This is a genomic window from Streptomyces sp. NPDC001606 (assembly GCF_053596835.1).
Map to the genome: position 1 here is coordinate 671745 of NZ_JBSFHC010000002.1, position 19688 is coordinate 691432.

At 70.5% G+C, this 19688-nt stretch carries 15 protein-coding genes; 3 read left to right on the plus strand and 12 right to left on the minus strand.

From position 1 onward, the window contains the following. Window positions 1-5: 5 nt before the first annotated feature. From ACWCV9_RS07435 to ACWCV9_RS07465, 7 genes are all read right to left on the minus strand, one after another. On the minus strand, window positions 6-746 hold the full coding sequence (locus tag ACWCV9_RS07435; RefSeq protein WP_450784684.1) for an ABC transporter permease: 741 nt from the start codon (window positions 744-746) through the stop codon (window positions 6-8). Continuing rightward, entirely contained in the window at window positions 743-1672 is a 930-nt protein-coding gene (locus ACWCV9_RS07440; RefSeq protein ID WP_450784685.1) for an ABC transporter ATP-binding protein, read from the minus strand. Before ACWCV9_RS07440 ends, ACWCV9_RS07435 begins: the two co-directional genes overlap by 4 nt. A 123-nt stretch (window positions 1673-1795) precedes the next feature. Then, window positions 1796-4057, minus strand: coding sequence for a hypothetical protein (locus tag ACWCV9_RS07445; RefSeq protein WP_450784686.1), 2262 nt, complete (start codon window positions 4055-4057; stop codon window positions 1796-1798). Between the two features lie 160 nt (window positions 4058-4217). Beyond that, window positions 4218-4634, minus strand: coding sequence for a DUF6113 family protein (locus ACWCV9_RS07450; protein WP_450784687.1), 417 nt, complete (start codon window positions 4632-4634; stop codon window positions 4218-4220). Beyond that, entirely contained in the window at window positions 4631-5491 is an 861-nt protein-coding gene (gene mshB, locus ACWCV9_RS07455; protein WP_450784688.1) for an N-acetyl-1-D-myo-inositol-2-amino-2-deoxy-alpha-D-glucopyranoside deacetylase, read from the minus strand. Before mshB ends, ACWCV9_RS07450 begins: the two co-directional genes overlap by 4 nt. Before the next feature lie 9 nt (window positions 5492-5500). Continuing rightward, complete coding sequence (locus ACWCV9_RS07460) at window positions 5501-7942, minus strand: MFS transporter (RefSeq protein WP_450784689.1); 2442 nt, start codon at window positions 7940-7942, stop codon at window positions 5501-5503. An 82-nt stretch (window positions 7943-8024) separates the two neighbouring features. Beyond that, window positions 8025-8219: a hypothetical protein gene (locus tag ACWCV9_RS07465; protein WP_385840203.1), complete on the minus strand. Its 195-nt coding sequence runs from the start codon at window positions 8217-8219 to the stop codon at window positions 8025-8027. A 180-nt stretch (window positions 8220-8399) separates the two neighbouring features. On the opposite strand from ACWCV9_RS07465, the gene ACWCV9_RS07470 reads away from it, so the two are divergent. Beyond that, window positions 8400-10526 (plus strand): prolyl oligopeptidase family serine peptidase, encoded by a 2127-nt coding sequence (locus ACWCV9_RS07470; protein ID WP_450784690.1) that lies wholly within the window; start codon window positions 8400-8402, stop codon window positions 10524-10526. Between the two features lie 116 nt (window positions 10527-10642). Here ACWCV9_RS07470 and ACWCV9_RS07475 read toward each other — a convergent pair whose 3' ends face one another. The 5 genes from ACWCV9_RS07475 to ACWCV9_RS07495 are packed head-to-tail and all read right to left on the minus strand — an operon-like array spanning window position 10643 to window position 16219. Beyond that, window positions 10643-11710, minus strand: coding sequence for an ABC transporter ATP-binding protein (locus tag ACWCV9_RS07475; RefSeq protein WP_450784691.1), 1068 nt, complete (start codon window positions 11708-11710; stop codon window positions 10643-10645). After that, window positions 11694-12677: an ABC transporter ATP-binding protein gene (locus ACWCV9_RS07480; protein ID WP_450784692.1), complete on the minus strand. Its 984-nt coding sequence runs from the start codon at window positions 12675-12677 to the stop codon at window positions 11694-11696. Before ACWCV9_RS07480 ends, ACWCV9_RS07475 begins: the two co-directional genes overlap by 17 nt. A gap of 7 nt (window positions 12678-12684) precedes the next feature. Next, window positions 12685-13665 carry an ABC transporter permease gene (locus tag ACWCV9_RS07485; protein ID WP_450784693.1) on the minus strand — a complete coding sequence of 327 codons (981 nt, stop codon included), beginning with the start codon at window positions 13663-13665 and terminating at the stop codon, window positions 12685-12687. Continuing rightward, window positions 13658-14581 carry an ABC transporter permease gene (locus ACWCV9_RS07490; protein WP_450784694.1) on the minus strand — a complete coding sequence of 308 codons (924 nt, stop codon included), beginning with the start codon at window positions 14579-14581 and terminating at the stop codon, window positions 13658-13660. The genes ACWCV9_RS07485 and ACWCV9_RS07490 overlap by 8 nt, the downstream gene beginning before the upstream one ends. 6 nt (window positions 14582-14587) lie before the next feature. Continuing rightward, window positions 14588-16219: a peptide ABC transporter substrate-binding protein gene (locus ACWCV9_RS07495; RefSeq protein WP_450784695.1), complete on the minus strand. Its 1632-nt coding sequence runs from the start codon at window positions 16217-16219 to the stop codon at window positions 14588-14590. Window positions 16220-16685: 466 nt separating this feature from the next. Between ACWCV9_RS07495 and ACWCV9_RS07500 the strand changes: the two genes are divergently transcribed. Then, window positions 16686-17714, plus strand: coding sequence for an ABC transporter permease (locus ACWCV9_RS07500; protein ID WP_450784696.1), 1029 nt, complete (start codon window positions 16686-16688; stop codon window positions 17712-17714). A gap of 80 nt (window positions 17715-17794) precedes the next feature. Beyond that, on the plus strand, window positions 17795-19579 hold the full coding sequence (locus ACWCV9_RS07505) for an ABC transporter substrate-binding protein (RefSeq protein ID WP_450784697.1): 1785 nt from the start codon (window positions 17795-17797) through the stop codon (window positions 19577-19579). Window positions 19580-19688 lie beyond the last annotated feature (109 nt).

Sequence of the window (19688 nt, forward strand, 5' to 3'; positions counted from 1 at the left end):
GGCGCTCACGCCTTCAGCGTGTCCTTCCGGTACAGCCAGGCCGCGCCGCCCGCGAACAGCAGGAAGTAGACGGCGAGGACGGCGATGTCGGTGGCGTGCGGTGCCTGGCTCTGCTCGATCGCCCGTCCGAGGGCAGCGTACGCGTGGGTGGGCAGCCACTTCGCGATGTCCTGGAGGAACTGCGGGAAGGTCGTGGTCGGCATCCACAGGCCGCCGAGGATCGACAGACCGAAGTAGACGATCATCGTGATGGGGCGGACCGCGTCCCCGGAGGCGACATAGCCGATGGCGACGCCGAGCGCGGCGAAGACGAGGCTGCCGGCCCAGATGACCCCGGTCAGCGCGAGCCACTGCCAGGGGTCGAGGCGTACGTGCTTGACGGCGGCGGCGACCGCGAAGACCACGACGATGGACGGCAGGCTCACCACGGCCGCGCTGGCGGTCTTGGCGAGGACGTAGCCGTGCCCGGGCAGCGGGGTCAGCCGCAGCTGCCGTACCCAGCCGCTCTCGCGCTCCTTGGCGATGCGCTCGCTGTTGCCCATCAGCACGGCGGTCAGGGCGCCGAAGGAGGCCATGGACACCATCAGATAGGTCGCGACGGTCAGGCCGGTGCCGTCGACCTTCTGGTTCGAGCCGGCGCTGCTGGAGAAGATCAGGTAGATGAAGGAGGGATAGAGCACCGAGAAGAACAGGAACTTCTTGTTCCGCATGACGCGGGCGAGTTCCAGCTTGATCAGCGAGTTCATGACTGCTTGGCCTCCTCGGCCTCCGTGATGGCGACGAAGGCCTGCTCCAGGCCGAGCCCGGCGACTTCGAGGTTGCGGGGGTAGACACCGAGGCCGTACAGGGCGTGGACGGTGGCGTCGGCGTCGGACGACTGGAGCCGGACGGTCTGCCCGGACACGTCGACGGACGTCAGGAAGGGCAGCGCGCGCAGCGCGTCCTCGTCGATCGGGCCCTCCAGGTCGAAGGAGACCCGTCGGGCGCCCGCCCTGGCCTTGATCTCGGCGGCGGTGCCGTCGGCGAGGAGCCGGCCGCGGTGCAGCACGAGCACCCGGTCGGCGATGGCGTCGGCCTCTTCGAGGTAGTGGGTGGCGAACAGGACCGTACGGCCCTGGTCGGCCTGTTCTCGCATGGTGGCCCAGAAGGCCTGGCGGGCGGAGACGTCCATGCCGGTGGTCGGCTCGTCCAGCAGGATGAGGTCGCTGTCCCCGGCGGTGGCGAGCGCGAACCGGACGCGCTGGACCTGGCCGCCGGAGAGCTTGTTGACCTTGCGGTCGGCGATCTGGGTGATGCCCGCGCGGGCCATCACGTCGGCCGGCTTGTGCGGCCTCGGGTGCAGCGAGCAGCCGAGCTTGACGAGTTCGGCGACGGTGACCTCGTCCATCAGGCCGCCGCTCTGGAGCATGGCCCCGACCCGGCCGGCCACGATCGCCTCGCGCGGGGTGCCGCCGAACAGGCTCACCGAGCCGCTGTCGGGCTGCTTGAGGCCGAGGAGCAGGTCGAGGGTGGTGGACTTGCCGGCGCCGTTCGGGCCGAGCAGGGCCACGGTCTCGCCGGGGTGGAGGCGGAGCGAGAGGCCGTCGACGGCCCGCACGTCCCCGTAGGTCTTGGTCACCTGGTCGAACCCGACCACCGGGGCGGCGGTGGCCGGTGCCGCTGTCGTTGTCATGACACCCATGCTCGCCGAGCGGACCGGGAGGCGGGCAGTGTCGCCGGTCCTGAGTGCTGCATGACAGATGTCATACGACAGCGCGGCGGGCCCGTGGACAGCCACGGGCCCGCCGCGCCGGTGTCAGCTGGGGTTGGTGGAGATGACCCCGACCCGGTTGGTCTTGCTCAGCAGCGCCGGACGCAGCGCGGCGTACACGTCCTCCGGGGTGACCGGCGTCTTCTTGCCGTTGCCGCGGGTGATGAGCACCCCGTCGAAGGCCTGGCCGTACAGCTGCTTCAGGGCGACCAGGTCGGGCTTGTCGACCAGCTTGCCGTTGACGGCCGTCACCTTGAGGAACTTCCACAGCGACTTCTGCGGGCTCATCAGGACCGAGTGCGCCGCGTCCACCCGTACGGTCACGAGCCCCGACATCGCCGGCTCCCCGAACTCCTTCAGCTCGCGGTCTACCTCGGCGTTCGAGACCGTCGGCTGCCGGGTGGTCGTCGGTACCGCGACCGCGGCCGCGCTGTCCGTCTCCACCATGGTGCGGTAGGCCTGCTCGATGGCCGCGGTGGAGCGGCCCGCGTCGATGCCCTTGCCCGTCTTGCCGTAGACGGCGACGGCCTTGCCCGCCACGAACTTCACGGTGCCGTCGGTGACCGAGCCGGAGCCGCCGCCGGCCTGCTGGAGGGCGGCCTGGAGCTTCTCCTCGTCCACCGGCATGACCGGGTCGATCACGCGCTTCTGGCCGAAGAGGGAGCCGACCACGGACACCGGGTTGTAGTCGCTCTTCGCGGCCTTGCTCACGGTGGCCTGGAAGTCGAACTGGAGCCCCGCGTTGGCCGGGGTGAGGGTGACCGTGCGGCCGTCGACGGACAGCTTCAGCGGCTTGTTCACCCGGCTGCCGAAGGTGTCGTCGAGCTTCTTGACGGCGTCGTCGCGGGTGCCGCTGATGTCCACGCCGAGCACGGTGGTGCCGTTGGGCACGTCGGTGTGGTTCATCAGCAGTCCGGCGCCGTACACACCGCCCGCGACGACGACCAGGCCGACGGCGAGCAGCATCAGCTTGCTGCGGCCCTTCTTCTTCGGCTTGGCCTGCGCCTTGTTCTGCGCCTTGGGCGCGGGGGCCGGCGCGGGCTTCGGCGCGGTGTGCGGCACCGGGCCGTCGGAGTGCGCGCCGAAGGGGGCACCCGACGGGCTGCCGGCGCCCGGGACGACCGGGATGCCGCTGGTGACGGTGTGCCCGGAGACGTTGTCGTCGGCCGGGGAGCGGTAGCCGGGGGTGCCGGGTTCCGGGGCCGGTTTCTGCGGGGTGAGGATCGCGGTGTCGTCGCTGATCCCGCCGCCGGGACCGCGGCCGACGGGAGCGCCGGCGGCCTCCGGGCCGGCGAGGTCGGCGATGGCGCTGCGCTGGGCCGTGCCCTGCGGGCCGCCGAAGGGCTCGCCGCGGCCGAGGTCGGCGCCGGACGTGAGGAAGGGGCTGTCGCCGGTGACCGGGCCGCCGGTGGGTCCGGCCGGACCCTGCGGGCCGCCCGGACCGCCGGAACCGAGCGGCCCGTCGAAGCCGCCGGAACCGCCGGCCGCGGCACCGCCGCCGAAGCCGTCGGCCGCGCCGGTGTCGGCGCCGTCCGAGAAGTACGGCAGCTCGTCCCGGCGGGAGTCACCCGTGCCGGACGGGCGGGAGCCGCCGCCCAGCGGGCCCGCGGCCAGCGCCTCGGTCACGTCGAAGGAGCCGGTGCCACCGCCGTGGCCCGGGGCGACCGGACCGCCGGTGGCGCCGGGCAGACCGCCCTTGCCGCCCGTACCGCCGGGCCGGGAGCCGCCGGACATGCTCATGGAGCCGACCACACCACCGGGGCGGCCACCGCCGGAGCGTGCGCCACCCGGGCGTGCGCCGGTGCTGCCAGTCGTACCGGATGCACCCGGACCACCCGGGCGGGCGGCCGACGCGCCGGTTGCGGTGCCGGAACCGCCGGGCGTCCCGGCCCCGTTCGTGCCGCCGCCGCCCGGAGCGCCCTTGGGCGCCGAGGACTTGCGGGGCGCGAACCAGTCGCTGGCCTTCTCCTCGGCCTGCGCGGCCGGTTCGGCGGCGGCCCGGTCGGGCTCGGCCGGAGCGGCGGGCGCCTGCTCGGCGGGCGCCTCGTCCGCGGCGGGGCCCTCGCCCTCCCCGACGGGCTTGCGCACGACGACGGGCGGGATGGGCCGGGAACCGGGGATGTTGATCCGGATCCGGGTGGTCAGCGTGGTCTCGGTCTTCTTCTCCTCCGGACGCGCGCCCGAACGGCCCGCGTCCGTACCGTCGTCGGAAGCCAAGGGGGTCCCGTACGGCGGCGTGCCGGAGGGGTATGCGGCTCCGCCGCGCCCGTCGGGCCCGGAGGACGGAGTGTCAGTTTCACGACTCAAGGCAGGTTCTCCCAGTTGGCTCCACCGCCCGTCACGACCTCATTTGCTCGGGCAGCTCGGCGGCGCGCACCACCATACTGGCCACTTCTGGCGTGTATCCCATGACCGCTGAGGAAACCCACACCGGACTCGCACGCACACCGTACGGCGAAGTGGTACGTCACTTGCCAAGTCGGACGGGGCCGCCGCCGGGTTGCCGCACCGCCCCAAGGGTGGCGCAGATCACAGCCAGGGCCATGCCGCCGAGCAGGAAGAGATAGGAGCCTCCGCCCGCGCCGAAGAGGAAGTCGCCTTCGGGGCGCGAGGCGGTGAGCAGGATGACGCAGACCATCCAGCCGGCCGCCGGGGCGACCGCCCCGCCGCGCCCGCCGGTGGCGTACGCCCCGCCGAGGAACACCCCGGTGGCGCCCGCGAGGGCGAGCAGCAGCCCGCCGGGGAACCAGGCGGCCTGCACCAGGGCGCCGGCCAGACCGACGACCGCGCCGAGCAGGAACAGTCCGACATGGGCGGCGGCGCGCCCGGCGGAGGGCGGCCGCAGCGGCTGCGTGAGCAACGAGCCGTTTCCGTTGCCGCTCACGACGCCTCCCCGTCCTCGATGCCGGCGAACAGGTCGGTCTCGCCGGCCTGCCCCTGGCCGCGCACCAACTCGTAGTACTCGGTGGTGAACAGCGGCTGGGCGAGTTCGTTCGAGAGTGCGAAGTACGGTTCGGCGACCTCGATCTGGGTGACGTGGGCGCGCATCGCGGCGGCCTTTGCGGTGGCGAACGCGGTGCCGTCGACGGTGGTGGTGACGCGCCCGTCGTCCACCACACCCGGTACGTCGTCCACGGCGGCGCTCTTGTCGAACGGCAGCGCGGTCAGCTCGTCCTGGAGGCGGGCGAAGGCGGCCTCCACGACGGAGCGCGGGGCGCGGTTCCAGTAGACCTTGGCGACGCGGTGCCCGCGCTCGTCGGCCAGCTCGACGGCGCGCATGGCGACGCGGTGGGCCTGGATGTGGTCGGGGTGGCCGTAGCCGCCGTCGGGGTCGTAGGTGACCAGCACCTGCGGCCGGACCTCCAGGATCACGTCCGCCAGCAGCCCCGCGGCCTCGTCGACGTCGGCCTGCCAGAAGCAGCCGGGGTCGTCGTTGTCGGCGGTGCCCATCATCCCGGAGTCCCCGTACCGGCCCGCCCCGCCGAGCAGCCGGGCGTCGGTCACCCCCAGCTCGCGCACGGCGGCGGCCAGCTCACCGCGCCGGTGGGCGCCCAGCGCGGGGCCCGTCAGATGCCGCAGCTCCGGGGGGATGACCTCCCCCCGCTCACCGAGAGTGCAGGTGACGAGGGTCACATGGGCACCTTCGGCCGCGTACCTGGCCATGGTCGCGCCGTTGTTGATCGACTCGTCGTCCGGGTGCGCGTGCACCAGCAGCAGACGCCGGGAGGGCAGTTCCGTCATGGGGCCACCCTACGAGGCGGCGGCCGCCCGGGGTGAGCTGATCAGCGTGGCGGGGAGGGCCGCCAGCAGCAGCGCGGCCGCCGACCAGCCGAACGTCACGGCGTAGGAGCCCCCCGAGGCCGACATGAGCAGCCCCCAGCCGAGCGCCTCGCCCAGCTGCTGTGCCGTGCCGGCGTTCGCCGCGGCCGCACCGGCGTGTTCCGGGGCGATGTCCGCGGTGGCCATCGCATAGAGCGGCATGCCGGCGAAGCCGATGCCGAAACCGGCCGTCAGCGTGCCCACCAGGAGCAGTGGACCCCCCTCCAGCGACAGGCCGGCCAGCAACGCCGCCCCGAGCGCCGCCACCAGCAGGCCCGCCGCGATCAGGGCGCGGGGCGCGGCCCGGCCCAGCAGGCGGGCGGATACCTGGGTGGCGCCGACGGCCACCGCCAGGGCCGGCGGCAGGAGGCTTGTCCCGACCTGCACGTAGTCGTTGCCCCGTTCGAACAGGAAGAGGGTCACGGCGTGCCAGAGGCCCATGGCGCCCGTGCCGAACAGGATCAGGGTGAGGTGGCTGCCGAGGCGGCGGCGGTCTCGCAGGACGTACGGCTCCTTCCTGCGCTGCCGCCACACGCGGCCCGCGAACAGGGCCGCACCTCCCAGGAGCAGCACGAGGACCTGCGGGTCGGCCCACCCGAAGTCCCGGACCCGGTTGAAGCAGTAGGCGAGCGCCACCATGCCCAGGGAGCCGGAGAGCACACCGGGCAGGTCGGATCCGGCACCGGTGCGGCGCGGGCCGTCCTGGACCAGGGGGCCGACGCCGGCCAGGGCGAGCACGGCCAGCGGGACGACGACGTACAGGCAGATCCGCCAGGAGAGGTACTCCAGCATCGGTCCGGACAGGGCCAGCCCGAGGGCCGTACCGCCGGCGGTCACCAGGGCGTAGATCCCGAAGGCCCTGCGGCGCTCGCTGGGCTCGGGGAAGCCGGTGCTCACCAGGGCGAGCACGGACGGGGTGACCAGGGCGGCGAAGACGCCCTGGAGGGCGCGGGCGAGGGTCAGCACCGCGGCGGTCTCGGCGGAGCCGCCGAGCGCGGAGGCCACCGCGAACCCGATCAGGCCGATGACCAGGGCCGGTTTGCGCCCGATCCGGTCCCCGAGATACCCGCCGGGCAGCAGCAGGCCGCCGAAGGCGATGGCGTAGACGGCGGGCAGGGTGAACGGGCCGGCGTAGGACGCGTGCAGATCGATCTGGACGGGTTGCATCCCCAGCACGAACGCCGCCGTTTCCAGCGGGACCGTCAGCTGCGCCAGCATCAGCGCCACCAGACCCCACCAGCGCCGTGGGTTCGGCGGGGCGGGGGCGGTGGGGACCGTCGGCGAGTAGGCGGGCGGCGGGGGCGGGGACGCGGGCGGGGTCTGCGGCACCGGGGCGTCGGCGCGGGACCGGGCCAGCGCGACCCGCGGGTCCGGCTGGGGTTCGGCGCCGGGGCCGGGCACCGGTGCCTCCCCCGAGGATCCCGGCGCGGGCGACCCCGGTTGAGGATCCGCTGCCGGCTCCTCCGCCCGCGGCGCCGGGGCGAAGTCCAGCAACTGGGCGGCATGCCGACCGAGTTGTGCCAGGACGGGCCCCGGCAGCCATTCCCCGGCCCGCTCCGGTGCCGTGCGCTCGGCCACCTGCCGCGGGGTCGGCCGTTGGGCCGGGTCCTTGTGCAGGCAGGCGGCGACCAGGTCGGCCAGCGGCTCGGGTACGCCGGTCAGGTCCGCCTCCTCCTCGGCGATCCGGAAGAGGTGGGCGTTCAGACCGGTTTCCGTGGCGCCGAACAGAAGGCGGCCGGTGGCGGCGTAGACGAGGACCGCGCCGAGGCAGAACACATCGCTGGCGGGGGTGAGTTCGAGGCCGCGGACCTGTTCCGGCGACATGAAGCCGGGTGAGCCGATGAGCATGCCGGTGCGGGTGAGCAGGCTGTGCCCGGAGAGGCTGTCCATGGCGCGGGCGATGCCGAAGTCGATGACGCGGGGGCCGTCGACGGTGACGAGGACGTTGGAGGGCTTGAGGTCGCGGTGGATCAGGCCCGCCTCGTGCACGGCGCCGAGGGCGAGGGCGAGCCGGTTGGCCAGGGCGTGCACCGAGTACTCGGGCAGCGGCCCGAAGTCCTTGGCGACCACGGTGTGCAGGTCGGGCCCCGGGATGTACTGGGTGGCGACCCAGGGGACGGCGGCCTCGGGATCGGCGTCGAGCACGGCCGCCGTCCAACTGCCGCCCACCCGCCGGGCGGCGGCCACCTCACGGGCGAACCGCCGGCGGAACTCCTGATGCCCGGCGTACTCGGCCTGCACGACTTTCACGGCCACGGTGCGGCCGCCCTCGGAGCGCCCGAGATAGACCAGCCCCATGCCGCCCTCGCCCAGCCGGGCGATCAGACGGTACGGGCCGATGCGGGTCGGGTCGTCAGCGGTCAACTGGTCCACGCCGGAAAGGTAGTGCAACTATCCAAGCGTGGCGAGGGCGATCGGCGAAGTCGGTGCCGGAGCCGGCCGCGACCGGGCCGGCTCAGAACTTGATGCTGCCGATCATGCTGGCCACGTTGGTCGTCAGCTCGCTGATCGTCGGAGCGATCGTCGAGGAGGCGAGATAGAACCCCAGCAGGACGCAGACAGCTGCGTGACCGCCCTTCAGCCCGGACTTCTTGATCAGCAAGAAGACGATGATCGCCAGCAGCACCACCGCCGAAATCGAGAGTGCCACGGCGGCTCACCTCCAAAGATCGCCAGTCACAAAGATCGCCAGATCTAGATCAGTTGAGCAAATCCATGCAGACGCCAGCAGGTTCATACCCACACAGCGGTAGTGATCATAACTATCCGTATGCGCGCATCGCTCGGCGCACGGCCGCACAAGGGGGCGCATGGCCAATATGGTCGGGGTATGACGACCGAGGCTGACTCCTTCCCCCGTCGGCACGCCCGGACGCTGCGGTTCACGCTCGGCGCGCCGCGTGCGTTCACCGTGGCGCCCGACGGCTCGCGTGTCGCGTTCCTGCGTTCCGGTTCCGGCACGGACCGCGCCCACTCCCTGTGGGTGCTGGATCTCCCGCAGGGCACCGAGCGCCTCGCGGCGGACCCGGCCGCACTGCTTGCGGGGGCCGGGGAAGAACTCTCCGCCGAGGAGCGGGCGCGCCGGGAGCGGAGCCGCGAGGGCGGCGCCGGGATCGTCGGGTATGCCACCGACGCGGCCGTGGAGTTGGCGGCTTTCACCTTGTCAGGGCGGCTTTTCGCGGCCGAGCTGCGGGTCGGCACGGCACGCGAACTGGGCGTGCCCGGGCCGGTGATCGACCCGCGCCCGGCGCCCGACGGGCGGCACATCGCGTATGTCGCGCGGGGCGCGCTGCGGGTGGTGGACGCGGAGGGCGGTGCCGACCGGGCGCTCGCCGAGCCGGAGGCGGAGGGGGTTTCCTACGGGCTCGCGGAGTTCATCGCGGCCGAGGAGATGCACCGTTCGCGCGGTTTCTGGTGGGCGCCGGACGGGCGCCGGCTGCTCGTGGCGCGCGTGGACGACACGCCGGTGCAGCGGTGGTGGATCGCCGACCCGGCCCACCCGGAGCGTGAGCCAAATAACGTCGCGTACCCCGCCGCCGGTACTCCTAACGCGGAGGTGCGGCTGTTCGTGCTCGGCCTGGACGGGGAGCGCACGGAGGTCGCGTGGGACCGGTCCCGCTATCCGTATCTGGCACGAGTGCACTGGTCAGAGGCAGGTGCCCCGCTGGTACTCGTGCAGGCGCGGGACCAGCAGAGCCAGTTGATCCTCGCGGTGGACCCGGACACCGGGGCCACCCGGATGGTGCACGCCGATGAAGATCCAAGTTGGCTGGAACTGTTCGCTGGAGTGCCCTGCTGGAGCCCCTCCGGGCAGCTTGTCCGTATCGCGGACGAGGGCGGGGCACGCGTGCTGGCGGTCGGCGAAAGGCCGCTGACCAGCGGTCAGTTGCACATCCGGGCGGTGCTGGACGTCGGTCGGGAGGACGTACTGGTTTCCGCCTCCGCGGGCGCGGAGGCGGAGGACCCGGAAATCGGCGAAATCCATGTGTACCGGGTGAACGAGCTGGGCGTGGAGCGCCTGTCCCAGGAGCCGGGTGTGCACTCGGCGGTGCGCTGCGGAGGGGTGACGGTCCTGGCGTCCGCGGCGCTGGACCGGCCGGGCACCCGGGCGCAGGTACTGCGTGACGGAAAACCGGTGGCCGCTGTCCGGTCGTACGCCGAAGATCCCGGTATGTCCCCCCGGGTGACGCTCACCCAGGGGGGCGCACGCAAAATTCCATGCGCCGTGCTTATGCCACGGGACTACCACGGTGACACGCCCCTGCCGGTGCTGCTGGACCCCTACGGCGGTCCGCACGGCCAGCGGGTGGTCGCCGCGCACAACGCCCACCTCACCTCCCAGTGGTTCGCCGACCAGGGCTTCGCGGTGGTCGTCGCCGACGGGCGGGGCACCCCGGGCCACTCCCCCGGCTGGGAGAAGGCGATCCGGGACGACAAGGCCGCCGTCGTGGTCCAGGACCAGGTGGACGCGCTGCACGCGCTCGCCGGACGGTTCCCGCTGGACCTGGACCGGGTGGCCATCCGGGGCTGGTCCTTCGGCGGCTATCTGGCGGCCCTCGCGGTGCTGCGCCGCCCGGACGTCTTCCACGCGGCGGTGGTCGGCGCGCCCGTCACCGACCTGCGGCTCTACGACACCCACTACGAGGAGCGCTATCTGGGCCACCCGGACGAGCAGCCGGAGGTCTACCGCCGCAACTCGGTGATCGACGACGCGGGCCTGGTCGACGCCGCCGAGCCGCACCGGCCGATGATGATCGTCCACGGGCTGGCGGACGACAACGTGGTCGTCGCGCACTCCCTGCGGCTCTCCTCCGCGCTGCTCGCCGCCGGCCGCCCGCACGAGGTGCTGCCGCTGTCCGGGGTGACCCATATGACCCCGCAGGAGACCGTCGCGGAGAACCTGCTGCGGCTCCAGCTGGACTTCCTGCGGCGGTCGCTGGCCCGTCCCGCAAAATGAACGTGAACCGCGTTAACACACAGGCAACTTCACGGAAGCGGCACCGATATACGGACGCGCGAGGCTGATCCATGTACGGCCGTGCGGGTGCCGTGAACGGGCCGGGGTGCGTCATGTCACCCCGGCCCGTTGCCGTTCTCCAGGGCGTCCTCCGGCGGTACGACCTGCTTCTCCTCGGCGAAGTGGCAGGCCGAGTCGTGCGCGGCGGGCCCGGCGGCGCCTCGCAGATGGGCCGGCACGGCCAGCGCCGGCACCTCCAGGGCGCAGCGCTCTTGTGCCTTCCAGCAGCGGGTGCGGAAGCGGCAGCCGGACGGGATGTCGGTCGGGGACGGCACATCGCCGAAGAGGATGATCCGCTCCCGGTGTTCACGGGCCTCGGGGTCCGGGACCGGGACGGCGGAGAGCAGCGCCTGGGTGTACGGGTGCGTGGGATGGTCGTAGATCTCGGCGTCCCGGCCGATCTCCACGATCCGGCCCAGGTACATCACCCCGACCCGGTCCGAGATGTGCCGGACGATGGACAGATCGTGCGCGATGAAGACGTAGGAGAGGTCGAAATCCGACTGGAGCCGGTGCAGCAGGTTGATCACCTGGGCCTGCACCGAGACGTCGAGGGCGGAGACCGGCTCGTCGGCGACGATCACCTCCGGGCGCAGCGCCAGACCCCGGGCGATGCCGATGCGCTGGCGCTGGCCGCCGGAGAACTGGTGCGGATAGCGGTTGATGTACTCCGGGTTGAGGCCGACCACGTCCAGCAGCTCCTGCACCCGGCGGCGCCGGTCGCCCTTGGGGGCCGCCTCGGGGTGGATCTCGTACGGCTCCCCGATGATGTCCCCCACCGTCATCCGGGGGTTGAGGGAGGTGTACGGGTCCTGGAAGACCATCTGGATGTTGCGGCGTACCGCCTTCAGCGCGCGGCCGGACAGACGGGTGATGTCCTCGCCCTTGAAGCGGATGGAGCCGGCCGTGGGGCGTTCCAGGTTGCACAGCAGCTTCGCGACCGTCGACTTGCCGCAGCCGGACTCGCCGACGATGCCGAGGGTCTCGCCCCTGCCCAGGGTGAAGTCCACGCCGTCCACGGCCTTCACCGCGCCGACCTGCTTCTTGAAGAGGACGCCCCGGGTCAGCGGGTAGTGCTTGACCAGCCCGGCGACCTCCAGGATCGGCTCAGCGCTCACGGCCATGCAGACACTCCCTCCAGAAGTGGCAGGCGCTGCCGCGCACCTCGGACACCGGGTACAGCGGGGGTTCGTCGGCGCGGCAGACGTCCTGCGCCATCGGGCAGCGGGGGTGGAAGGAGCAGCCGGGCGGGATGTGCATCAGGTTGGGCGGCAGGCCCTGGATGGCGTACAGCTGCCGGCCCTTCTGGTCCAGGCGGGGTACGGAGTCCAGCAGGCCCCGGGTGTAGGGGTGGGCGGGCGCCTTGTAGATGTCCAGCACCGGCGCGGACTCGACGATCTTCCCCGCGTACATCACCGCGATCCGGTCGGCGACGTCCGCGACCACGCCCAGGTCATGGGTGATGAGGATGAGTCCCATGTGGTACTCGCGCTGCAACTCCGCGAGCAGGTCCATGACCTGGGCCTGGACGGTGACGTCCAGGGCGGTGGTCGGCTCGTCGGCGATGATGAGCGCGGGCTCCAGGGCCAGCGCCATGGCGATCATGATGCGCTGGCGCATGCCGCCGGAGAACTGGTGGGGATAGTCCCGCACCCGCTGGGCGGCGCCCGGGATGCGCACCCGGTCCATCAGTTCGACGGCCCGGGCCCGGGCGTCCTTGCGGGACATCCCGCGGTGCACGACGAACATCTCGCCGAGCTGGTCCCCGACCGAGAGGACCGGGTTGAGGGCCGACAGCGCGTCCTGGAAGATCATCGCCATTCCGGCGCCCCGGATCTTTCTGCGCTCCTCCTCCTTCAGGGTGAGCAGATCCCGCCCCTGGAAGAGGATCTGCCCTGCGGTGATCCTCCCGGGCGGCGAGTCGAGGATCCCCATGACCGCCTGCGCGGTGACGGACTTGCCCGACCCTGACTCCCCCAGCACCGCCAGCGTCTCCCCCTCGTCCACGTGGTAGCTGACCCCGTTGACGGCATGGGCGACCCCGTCCCGGGTCCGGAACTCCACATGCAGGTCCCGCACGTCGAGCAGCACGCGACGATCACCTCAGCTTCGGGTCGAGGGCGTCGCGGACCGCGTCGCCGAGCATGATGAAGGCCAGGACGGTGACCGCCAGGGCGCCGGCGGGCCAGAGCAGGGCGTGCGGGGCGTTGCGGATGTAGTTGGAGGCCGACGAGATGTCGATGCCCCAGGAGACGCTGGGCGGTTTGAGGCCGACGCCGAGGTAGGACAGGGTCGCCTCCAGGGCGATGTAGGTGCCGAGGGCGATGGTGGCGACGACGATCACCGGGGCCACGGCGTTGGGAGCGATGTGGCGCAGCAGGATGCGGGAGTCGGAGGCGCCGAGGGCGCGGGCGGCCTGGACGTAGTCGCTCTGCTTGGCGGTGATGACCGAGCCGCGCGCGATGCGGGAGATCTGCGGCCAGCCGAGCAGGACCATGAACCCGATGACCGGCCAGACCGTATTGCTGGTCACCACGGAGAGGAGGACGAGGCCGCCGAGGACGACCGGGATGGCGAAGAAGATGTCGGTGATCCGGGACAGGATCGCGTCCCAGGTGCCGCCGAAGTACCCCGCGAGGCCGCCCAGGACGGAGCCGAACAGCGCCACCCCGAGGGTGGCCAGCACACCGACCGTGACGGACGTACGGGCGCCGTAGACGGTACGTGTGTAGACGTTGCAGCCCTGGCCGTCGTAGCCGAAGGGGGCGCCGGGGCCGGGGCCGTCCTGGGCCTTGGCGAGGTCGCAGGTGAGGGGGGAGCCGGAGGCGATCGCCGAGGGCCACAGGGAGATGAAGACCAGGAAGAGGATGACCACGGCGGAGAGCAGGAAGACGGGGTTGCGGCGCAGGTCCCGCCAGGCGTCGGACCAGAGCGAGCGGGGTGCACCGGCCGGGCCGGTGCCTTCCGGGCCCCCCGGCGTCTTCTCCAGGGTCGCGGCCTCGCTGGCGCCCAGGTCCATCGCGCCGCCCATGCCCGTGCCGGCGATCGCGCGCTCGGGTTCGTACGGCTGCTCAGGCATAGCGGATCCTCGGGTCGAGTACGGCGTACAGAAGGTCGACGAGGAGGTTGGCCACCAGGAAGACCAGCACGAGGATCGTCACGAAGCCGACGACCGTCTGGGTGTTCTGCCGCAGGATGCCCTGGTAGAGCTGGTAGCCGACGCCGTGGATGTTGAAGATCCGCTCGGTGACGATCGCCCCGCCCATCAGCGCGCCGATGTCGGTGCCGATGAAGGTGACCACCAGGATCAGCGAGTTGCGCAGCAGATGGCGGGTGATGACCCGGCGTCGCGGCAGGCCCTTGGCGATCGCCGTGCGGACGTAGTCGGACCGCTTGTTCTCGGCGATGGAGGTCCGGGTCAGCCGGGTGACATAGGCGAGCGAGACCGAGGCCAGGACCAGGCCGGGCACGAGCAGCTCGCCGAAGGTGGCGTCCGGCGAGACGGACGGCTTGATCCACTGCCACTCGACGCCGAGCAGCAGTTGCAGCAGCAGACCGGTGACGAAGGTGGGGACGGAGATGACCACGAGGGTGGCGAGGAGCACCCCGGTGTCGACGGGACGGCCCCGGCGCAGACCGGTGACCACGCCGAGGGTGATGCCGATGACGATCTCGATGAGGATGGCGACGAGGGTGAGCCGGATGGTGACGGGGAAGGCCGTCGCCATCAGCTCGGTGACCTTCTGGCCGTTGAACGCCGTACCGAAGTCTCCGGTGAAGACGTTCCCCATGTAGGTGAGGTACTGCTGCCAGACCGGCTTGTCCAGGCCGAACTCCTTCCTCAGCTGGGCCGCGGTCGCCGGGTCGCACGCCCGCTCCCCGCACAGGCCCGCGACGGGGTCGCCCATCACGTTCACCATGAGGAAGATCAGCAGGGTGGCCCCGATGAACACCGGGATCATCTGGAGCAGTCGCCGCAGGACATAGCGCCCCATGCCCGGTCAGCCGACCTTGATCTCGTTGTAGACGGGGACGCTGAAGGGGTTGAGGGCCACATGGGACAGCCGCTGCGAGTAGCCGGCGCTGCCGTTCTGGTACCAGAGCGGGATGGCGGCCATGTTGTCGCGGACGACCCCCTCGGCCTGCCGGAAGAGGTCCACGGCCTTGCCGGGGTCGGTCTGCGCGTTGGCCTGGTCGACGAGGTGGTCGAAGTTCTTGTTGGACCACTTGCCGTCGTTGGAGGAGGCGTCGGTGTAGTAGAGCGGCTGGAGGAAGTTCTGGATGAGCGGGTAGTCCATCTGCCAGCCCGCCCGGAACGGGCCGTGCATCTTGTGCTGCCCGATCTGGTTGCGGAAGTCGGCGAAGGTGCCGACGGGGTTGCCCACGCAGGCCGTGCCGTTGCCGAGGGCGTTGTTGATGGAGTTGCACACCGCGTCCACCCACTCCTTGTGCGAGCCCGTGTCGGCGTTGTAGGTGATCCTGACCTGGCCGCCGGGGATGCCGCCGCCCTGCTGGATCAGCTTCCTGGCCTCGGCGGGGTCGTAGTCGCAGGCCTTGCCGCACAGGCCGGCCTGGTAGCCGCCGGCCGCGCCGAGCACCGGGGAGGTCCAGTCGGTGGCCGGGGTGCGGGTGTTGCTGAAGATGGTCTGGGTGATCTGCTTGCGGTTGATCGCCATGGACAGGCCCGTGCGGACCTTCTCCGACCCGGCCTTGTTCCAGGCCGGGTCGTAGTAGGGGAAGGCCAGGGTCTGGATGATGCCGGCCGGGGTGTTGATGTACCGGTCGCCCAGGTCGCTCTTGACGTTCTTCAGCTGGGCGGCGGGGACGTCGTCGACGAGGTCGAGGTTGCCCGCCATCAGGTCGGTGTAGGCGGTGTTGTTGTCCGTGTAGACCTTGAGGGTCACTCCGTCGTTCTGCGCCTTGTCGCTGCCGGGGTACCCGTCCCACTTCCTCAGGGTCATCTGCGAGCCCTTCGTGTAGGACTCGATCGTGTACGGCCCGTTGCCGACCGGTTTGCTCAGCCAGCCCGCGTGGTCGGTGAAGAAGGCGCGGGGCAGCGGGGCGAAGGCCGCGTAGCCGAGGGTGTCGGGGAAGCCGGAGAACTTCTGCCGGAGCCGGACGGTGAAGGTGTGGTCGTCCACCACGTTCAGCCCGGACAGGGTGCCGGCGCTCTGGCTGCCGCTGTCGGGGTGCACCTTGTCGTAGCCCTCGATGTACCCGAAGAAGTACGCGTTCTTCTGGTTGTTCTTCAGGCTGGCCCCGTAGTTCCAGGCGTCCACGAAGGACCGGGCGGTCACTTTTTCGCCATTCGAGAACGTCCAGCCGTCCTTCACCTTGATCGTGAAGGTCTGCGAGTCCTTGGTGTCGATGGACTGGGCGAGCCAGTTCTCGGCCTTGGCGGTCTTCGGGTCGTACCGCTTCAGACCTCGGAAGATCATGTCGAGGACCTTGCCGCCCTGCACCTCGTTGGTGTTGGCGGGCTCCAGCGGGTTCTGCGGGTCGCCCCAGGAGGAGCTGAGCACCGCGCCGCCGTTGCCGCCGCCGCCTGATCCTCCGCCGCCCCCGCAGCCCGCCGCGGCGAGCGCCACCGCCACCGCGCCGACGGCCCACCGGGCGCGCGAGATTCCCCGCATGGCTGCCTCCCTCGTGATCACTGCCCCGATACCGGCCAATATCGGCTCATAGATCACATACCGCATGCGCGCCGCCCGATTGAGGGGCCTTTAGAGGGACACGTCATCCGAATGCAGGCACCCCCCACGGACCCCCTTGACGATCTTGTCCGAGGAGCGCAACAGATCTTCGCTTAACGATGCTGAAACGTTGGATTGGGACGTGTCGATGTACGCATTTCGACACTCGACCGTCCGCATAACGAACGCCTTGCCCGATTCGTCCAATTGGTCCGATCTGAAGCACGGATTGATTACGGCGCGCTACCCGTGTAGCTGCGGAATGGTCAAGTACGAGCCAAGAAGGTAAAGACGCAACCAAGGCGGCCCAGAATTTATTGACCTTGAATGAATTGCGTTGAAAAAGTCCGGCGTAGCCCGTAGGGGAGCGCCCTGCGGAGCCTTGACCCACAAGGCACGGAGCATCATGACCCCCGCAACTCCTTCCCCGGCCGCCCCCCTCGAGGTGACCGACGAAGACAGCGCCGCATCGGCGAAGCCCGGCAACCCCAAGGGCACCGAGAGCCGCTCTCCGGGACGGCTGGCCTGGACCCGTTTCAAGCGGGACAGGACGGGCGTCATATCCGCCTATGTGGTGATCTTCTTCTTCGTGATCGGCATCTGCGCGCCGCTCATAGCCAAGCTGTACGGGAAGAACCCGTACACGACGTACGGCCAGAACACGCCGGGTCTCCTCGACGACTTCGGTCTGCCGGCCGCGCCCAACGGCGGGATCAGCGGCGACTTCTGGTTCGGCATCGACCCTCAGCTCGGACGGGACGTCTTCACGTTCCTGCTCTACGGCATCCGCAACTCCCTGCTGATCGCCGCCCTGACCACCCTGCTGGTCACCGCCCTCGGCATCGTCATCGGCCTGACCGCCGGCTACCTGGGCGGCAGGACGGACTACCTGGTCGGCCGGATCATCGACATCCTGCTGGCTTTCCCGCAGACCCTGTTCTTCATCGGCTTCTGGCCGGTACTGCTCACGATCCTGGTCGCGCCCGACGAGGCGACCCCGGTCTGGCTCACCGTCGTGTCCCTGATCACCGTCATGACGGCCTTCGGCTGGGCGCCCATCGCCCGACTTCTGCGCGGTGAGGTCCTCGCCCTGCGCGAACGCGAGTTCGTGGAAGCGGCCAAGGTCACGGGTGCATCACCGGCCCGGATCATCTTCAAGGAACTGCTGCCCAACCTCTGGACGCCGATCCTGATCCAGGCAACCCTGGCTCTCCCGGCGTACGTGACCATCGAGGCCGGTCTCGCCTTCCTCGGCGTCGGTCTCTCCGACCCCACGCCGGACTGGGGCGTCATGGTCCAGAACGCGGCCAACTTCTACCAGGGCGACATCACCTACATGCTCTTCCCGGGTCTGTCGATGGTGATCTTCGTGATCGCCTTCAACCTCCTCGGCGACTCGGTGCGTGACGCGCTGGACCCCAAGGCCGGGCGCTGAACCTCCCGTTCCACCTTCCGGCCCGGGCGACGGGGCCCGCCGGAGCAGCTCGTAACTCTCCTCGACAAGAGCAGGAAGCCATGTCCCTTTCCCGCAGAAACTTCGTCATCGCCACGTCGGTCGCGGCCGGCGGCTCCATGGTCCTCTCCGCGTGCAGCAGCGGCGGGAGCGGGAACGGTGGCAAGAACTCCCACGCCGGTACCGACAAGTACACGGGTTCCGTGACCGTCGGCACCAAGGAGGACTCGACCGGCCCCGCCCCGGAGATTCCGGGCGCGAAGAAGGGCGGCAACATCATCGGCCTCGGGCCGGACGACTTCTCCCACCTGGACCCGCAGCGGATCTACTTCGCGTGGAACTCCACCATCGCCAACCTGTACGTCCGTACCCTGACCGGCTACAAGATCGCCGCCGACGGCTCCATGAAGCTCGTCGGTGACCTGGCGACCGACCCGGGCACCATGTCCGACGGCGGCAAGACCTGGACCTTCACCCTGAAGGACGGTCTGAAGTGGGACGACGGCAGCGAGCTGACCGTCGAGGACGTCCGCCACGGCATCGAGCGCGGCTTCGCCAGCTTCACCACCGAGGGTGCGCAGTACGTCCAGTCCGCGCTCGTCGGCTCCAGCGACTTCCGGTCCAAGTACAAGGGCCCGTTCAGCGGCAAGCACCTGGACTCGATCGTCACCGACAAGGCGAAGAAGACCATCACCCTGAAGCTGAAGGTCGCCCGTCCCGACCTCAACTTCACCCTGGCGATGCACTCCTACGGCGCCGTGCCCGTCGGCCACGACTCCAAGGAGAAGTACGACAAGGACCCGGTCTCCGCCGGTCCTTACAAGATCGCGCAGCACTCCGTCGACAAGTCCCTGAAGCTGGTGCGCAACCCGAACTGGGACCCGAAGACGGACGCGATCCGCAACGCCTACCCGGACAGCTTCACCTTCCAGTTCGGCTACGAGGCCCTCGCGGCCACCGACCGTCTGATCGCGGAGAGCGGCGACGACCAGTACGCGGTCATGGCGTACAGCGGTGTCCCGGCCCAGCGTCTCCAGAAGGTCCTCGGTGACGCCCAGCTGAAGGCGCGCACCATCAACGGCCTGCTCACCGGCCTGTACTACTACGCCATCAACTGCAAGCGGATCACCGACCCGAAGGTGCGTCAGGCGCTCAACTACGCCTGGCCGCTGGAGCAGATCCGCCGCATCTACGGCGGTCCGTCCGCCGGTGACTACGCGACCTCCATCATCAGCCCCGACATCCTGGGCTACGAGCACCAGGACGTCTACGGCAAGCTGAAGAAGCCGCAGGGCGACCCGGTGAAGGCCAAGGCGCTCCTGAAGGAGGCCGGCAAGCTCGGCCAGAAGATCGTCTACACCTACCCCAAGGGCAGCAACGACGCCTACACCAAGACGGCGGTCGTCATCACCAACGCCCTGAAGGAGGCGGGCTTCGACCCGGTTCTGAAGCCGGTGGACTCCACCAGCTACTACGACCAGGTCCAGCAGATCGACAACAGCTTCGACGTGATGTGGTTCGGCTGGTCCCCGGACTGGCCGACCGGTTACACCGTGATGCAGCCGCTGTTCGACGGCTCCACCATCGCCAACGGCTCCAACAACGTCTCGCAGCTGAACGTCGGCTGGGTCAACGACGCGATCAAGAAGAACGCGGTCATCGCCGACCCGAACCAGGCCGCCAAGGCCTGGGAGGCGCTGGACAAGAAGATCATGACGGAGCTGGCTCCGATCATCCCCGAAACCTTCCAGCGCCGGTTCTACCTGCACGGCTCGAAGGTCGGCGGCGCGATGTTCGACCCGCAGTTCTCGGCGTTCATCATGTACAAGCTGTACGTGAAGGCCTGACGCTCACAGCCAGTCCAGGGCCAGGGCGATGGCCGCGGCCACCCCGGTCCAGGCGACCGGGCCCAGCGGGGTGCAGCCCACGGCGTAGCTCACGCCCGGGATCTGTACC

Excerpts from the sequence above, each read along its gene's own strand:
- ACWCV9_RS07435 (WP_450784684.1), bottom strand. The coding sequence starts at position 746 with ATGAACTCGCTGATCAAGCTGGAACTCGCCCGCGTCATGCGGAACAAG.
- ACWCV9_RS07440 (WP_450784685.1), bottom strand. The coding sequence starts at position 1,672 with ATGACAACGACAGCGGCACCGGCCACCGCCGCCCCGGTGGTCGGGTTC.
- mshB (WP_450784688.1), bottom strand. The coding sequence starts at position 5,491 with ATGACGGAACTGCCCTCCCGGCGTCTGCTGCTGGTGCACGCGCACCCG.
- ACWCV9_RS07470 (WP_450784690.1), top strand. The coding sequence starts at position 8,400 with ATGACGACCGAGGCTGACTCCTTCCCCCGTCGGCACGCCCGGACGCTG.
- ACWCV9_RS07475 (WP_450784691.1), bottom strand. The coding sequence starts at position 11,710 with ATGGCCGTGAGCGCTGAGCCGATCCTGGAGGTCGCCGGGCTGGTCAAG.
- ACWCV9_RS07485 (WP_450784693.1), bottom strand. The coding sequence starts at position 13,665 with ATGCCTGAGCAGCCGTACGAACCCGAGCGCGCGATCGCCGGCACGGGC.
- ACWCV9_RS07490 (WP_450784694.1), bottom strand. The coding sequence starts at position 14,581 with ATGGGGCGCTATGTCCTGCGGCGACTGCTCCAGATGATCCCGGTGTTC.
- ACWCV9_RS07495 (WP_450784695.1), bottom strand. The coding sequence starts at position 16,219 with ATGCGGGGAATCTCGCGCGCCCGGTGGGCCGTCGGCGCGGTGGCGGTG.
- ACWCV9_RS07500 (WP_450784696.1), top strand. The coding sequence starts at position 16,686 with ATGACCCCCGCAACTCCTTCCCCGGCCGCCCCCCTCGAGGTGACCGAC.
- ACWCV9_RS07505 (WP_450784697.1), top strand. The coding sequence starts at position 17,795 with ATGTCCCTTTCCCGCAGAAACTTCGTCATCGCCACGTCGGTCGCGGCC.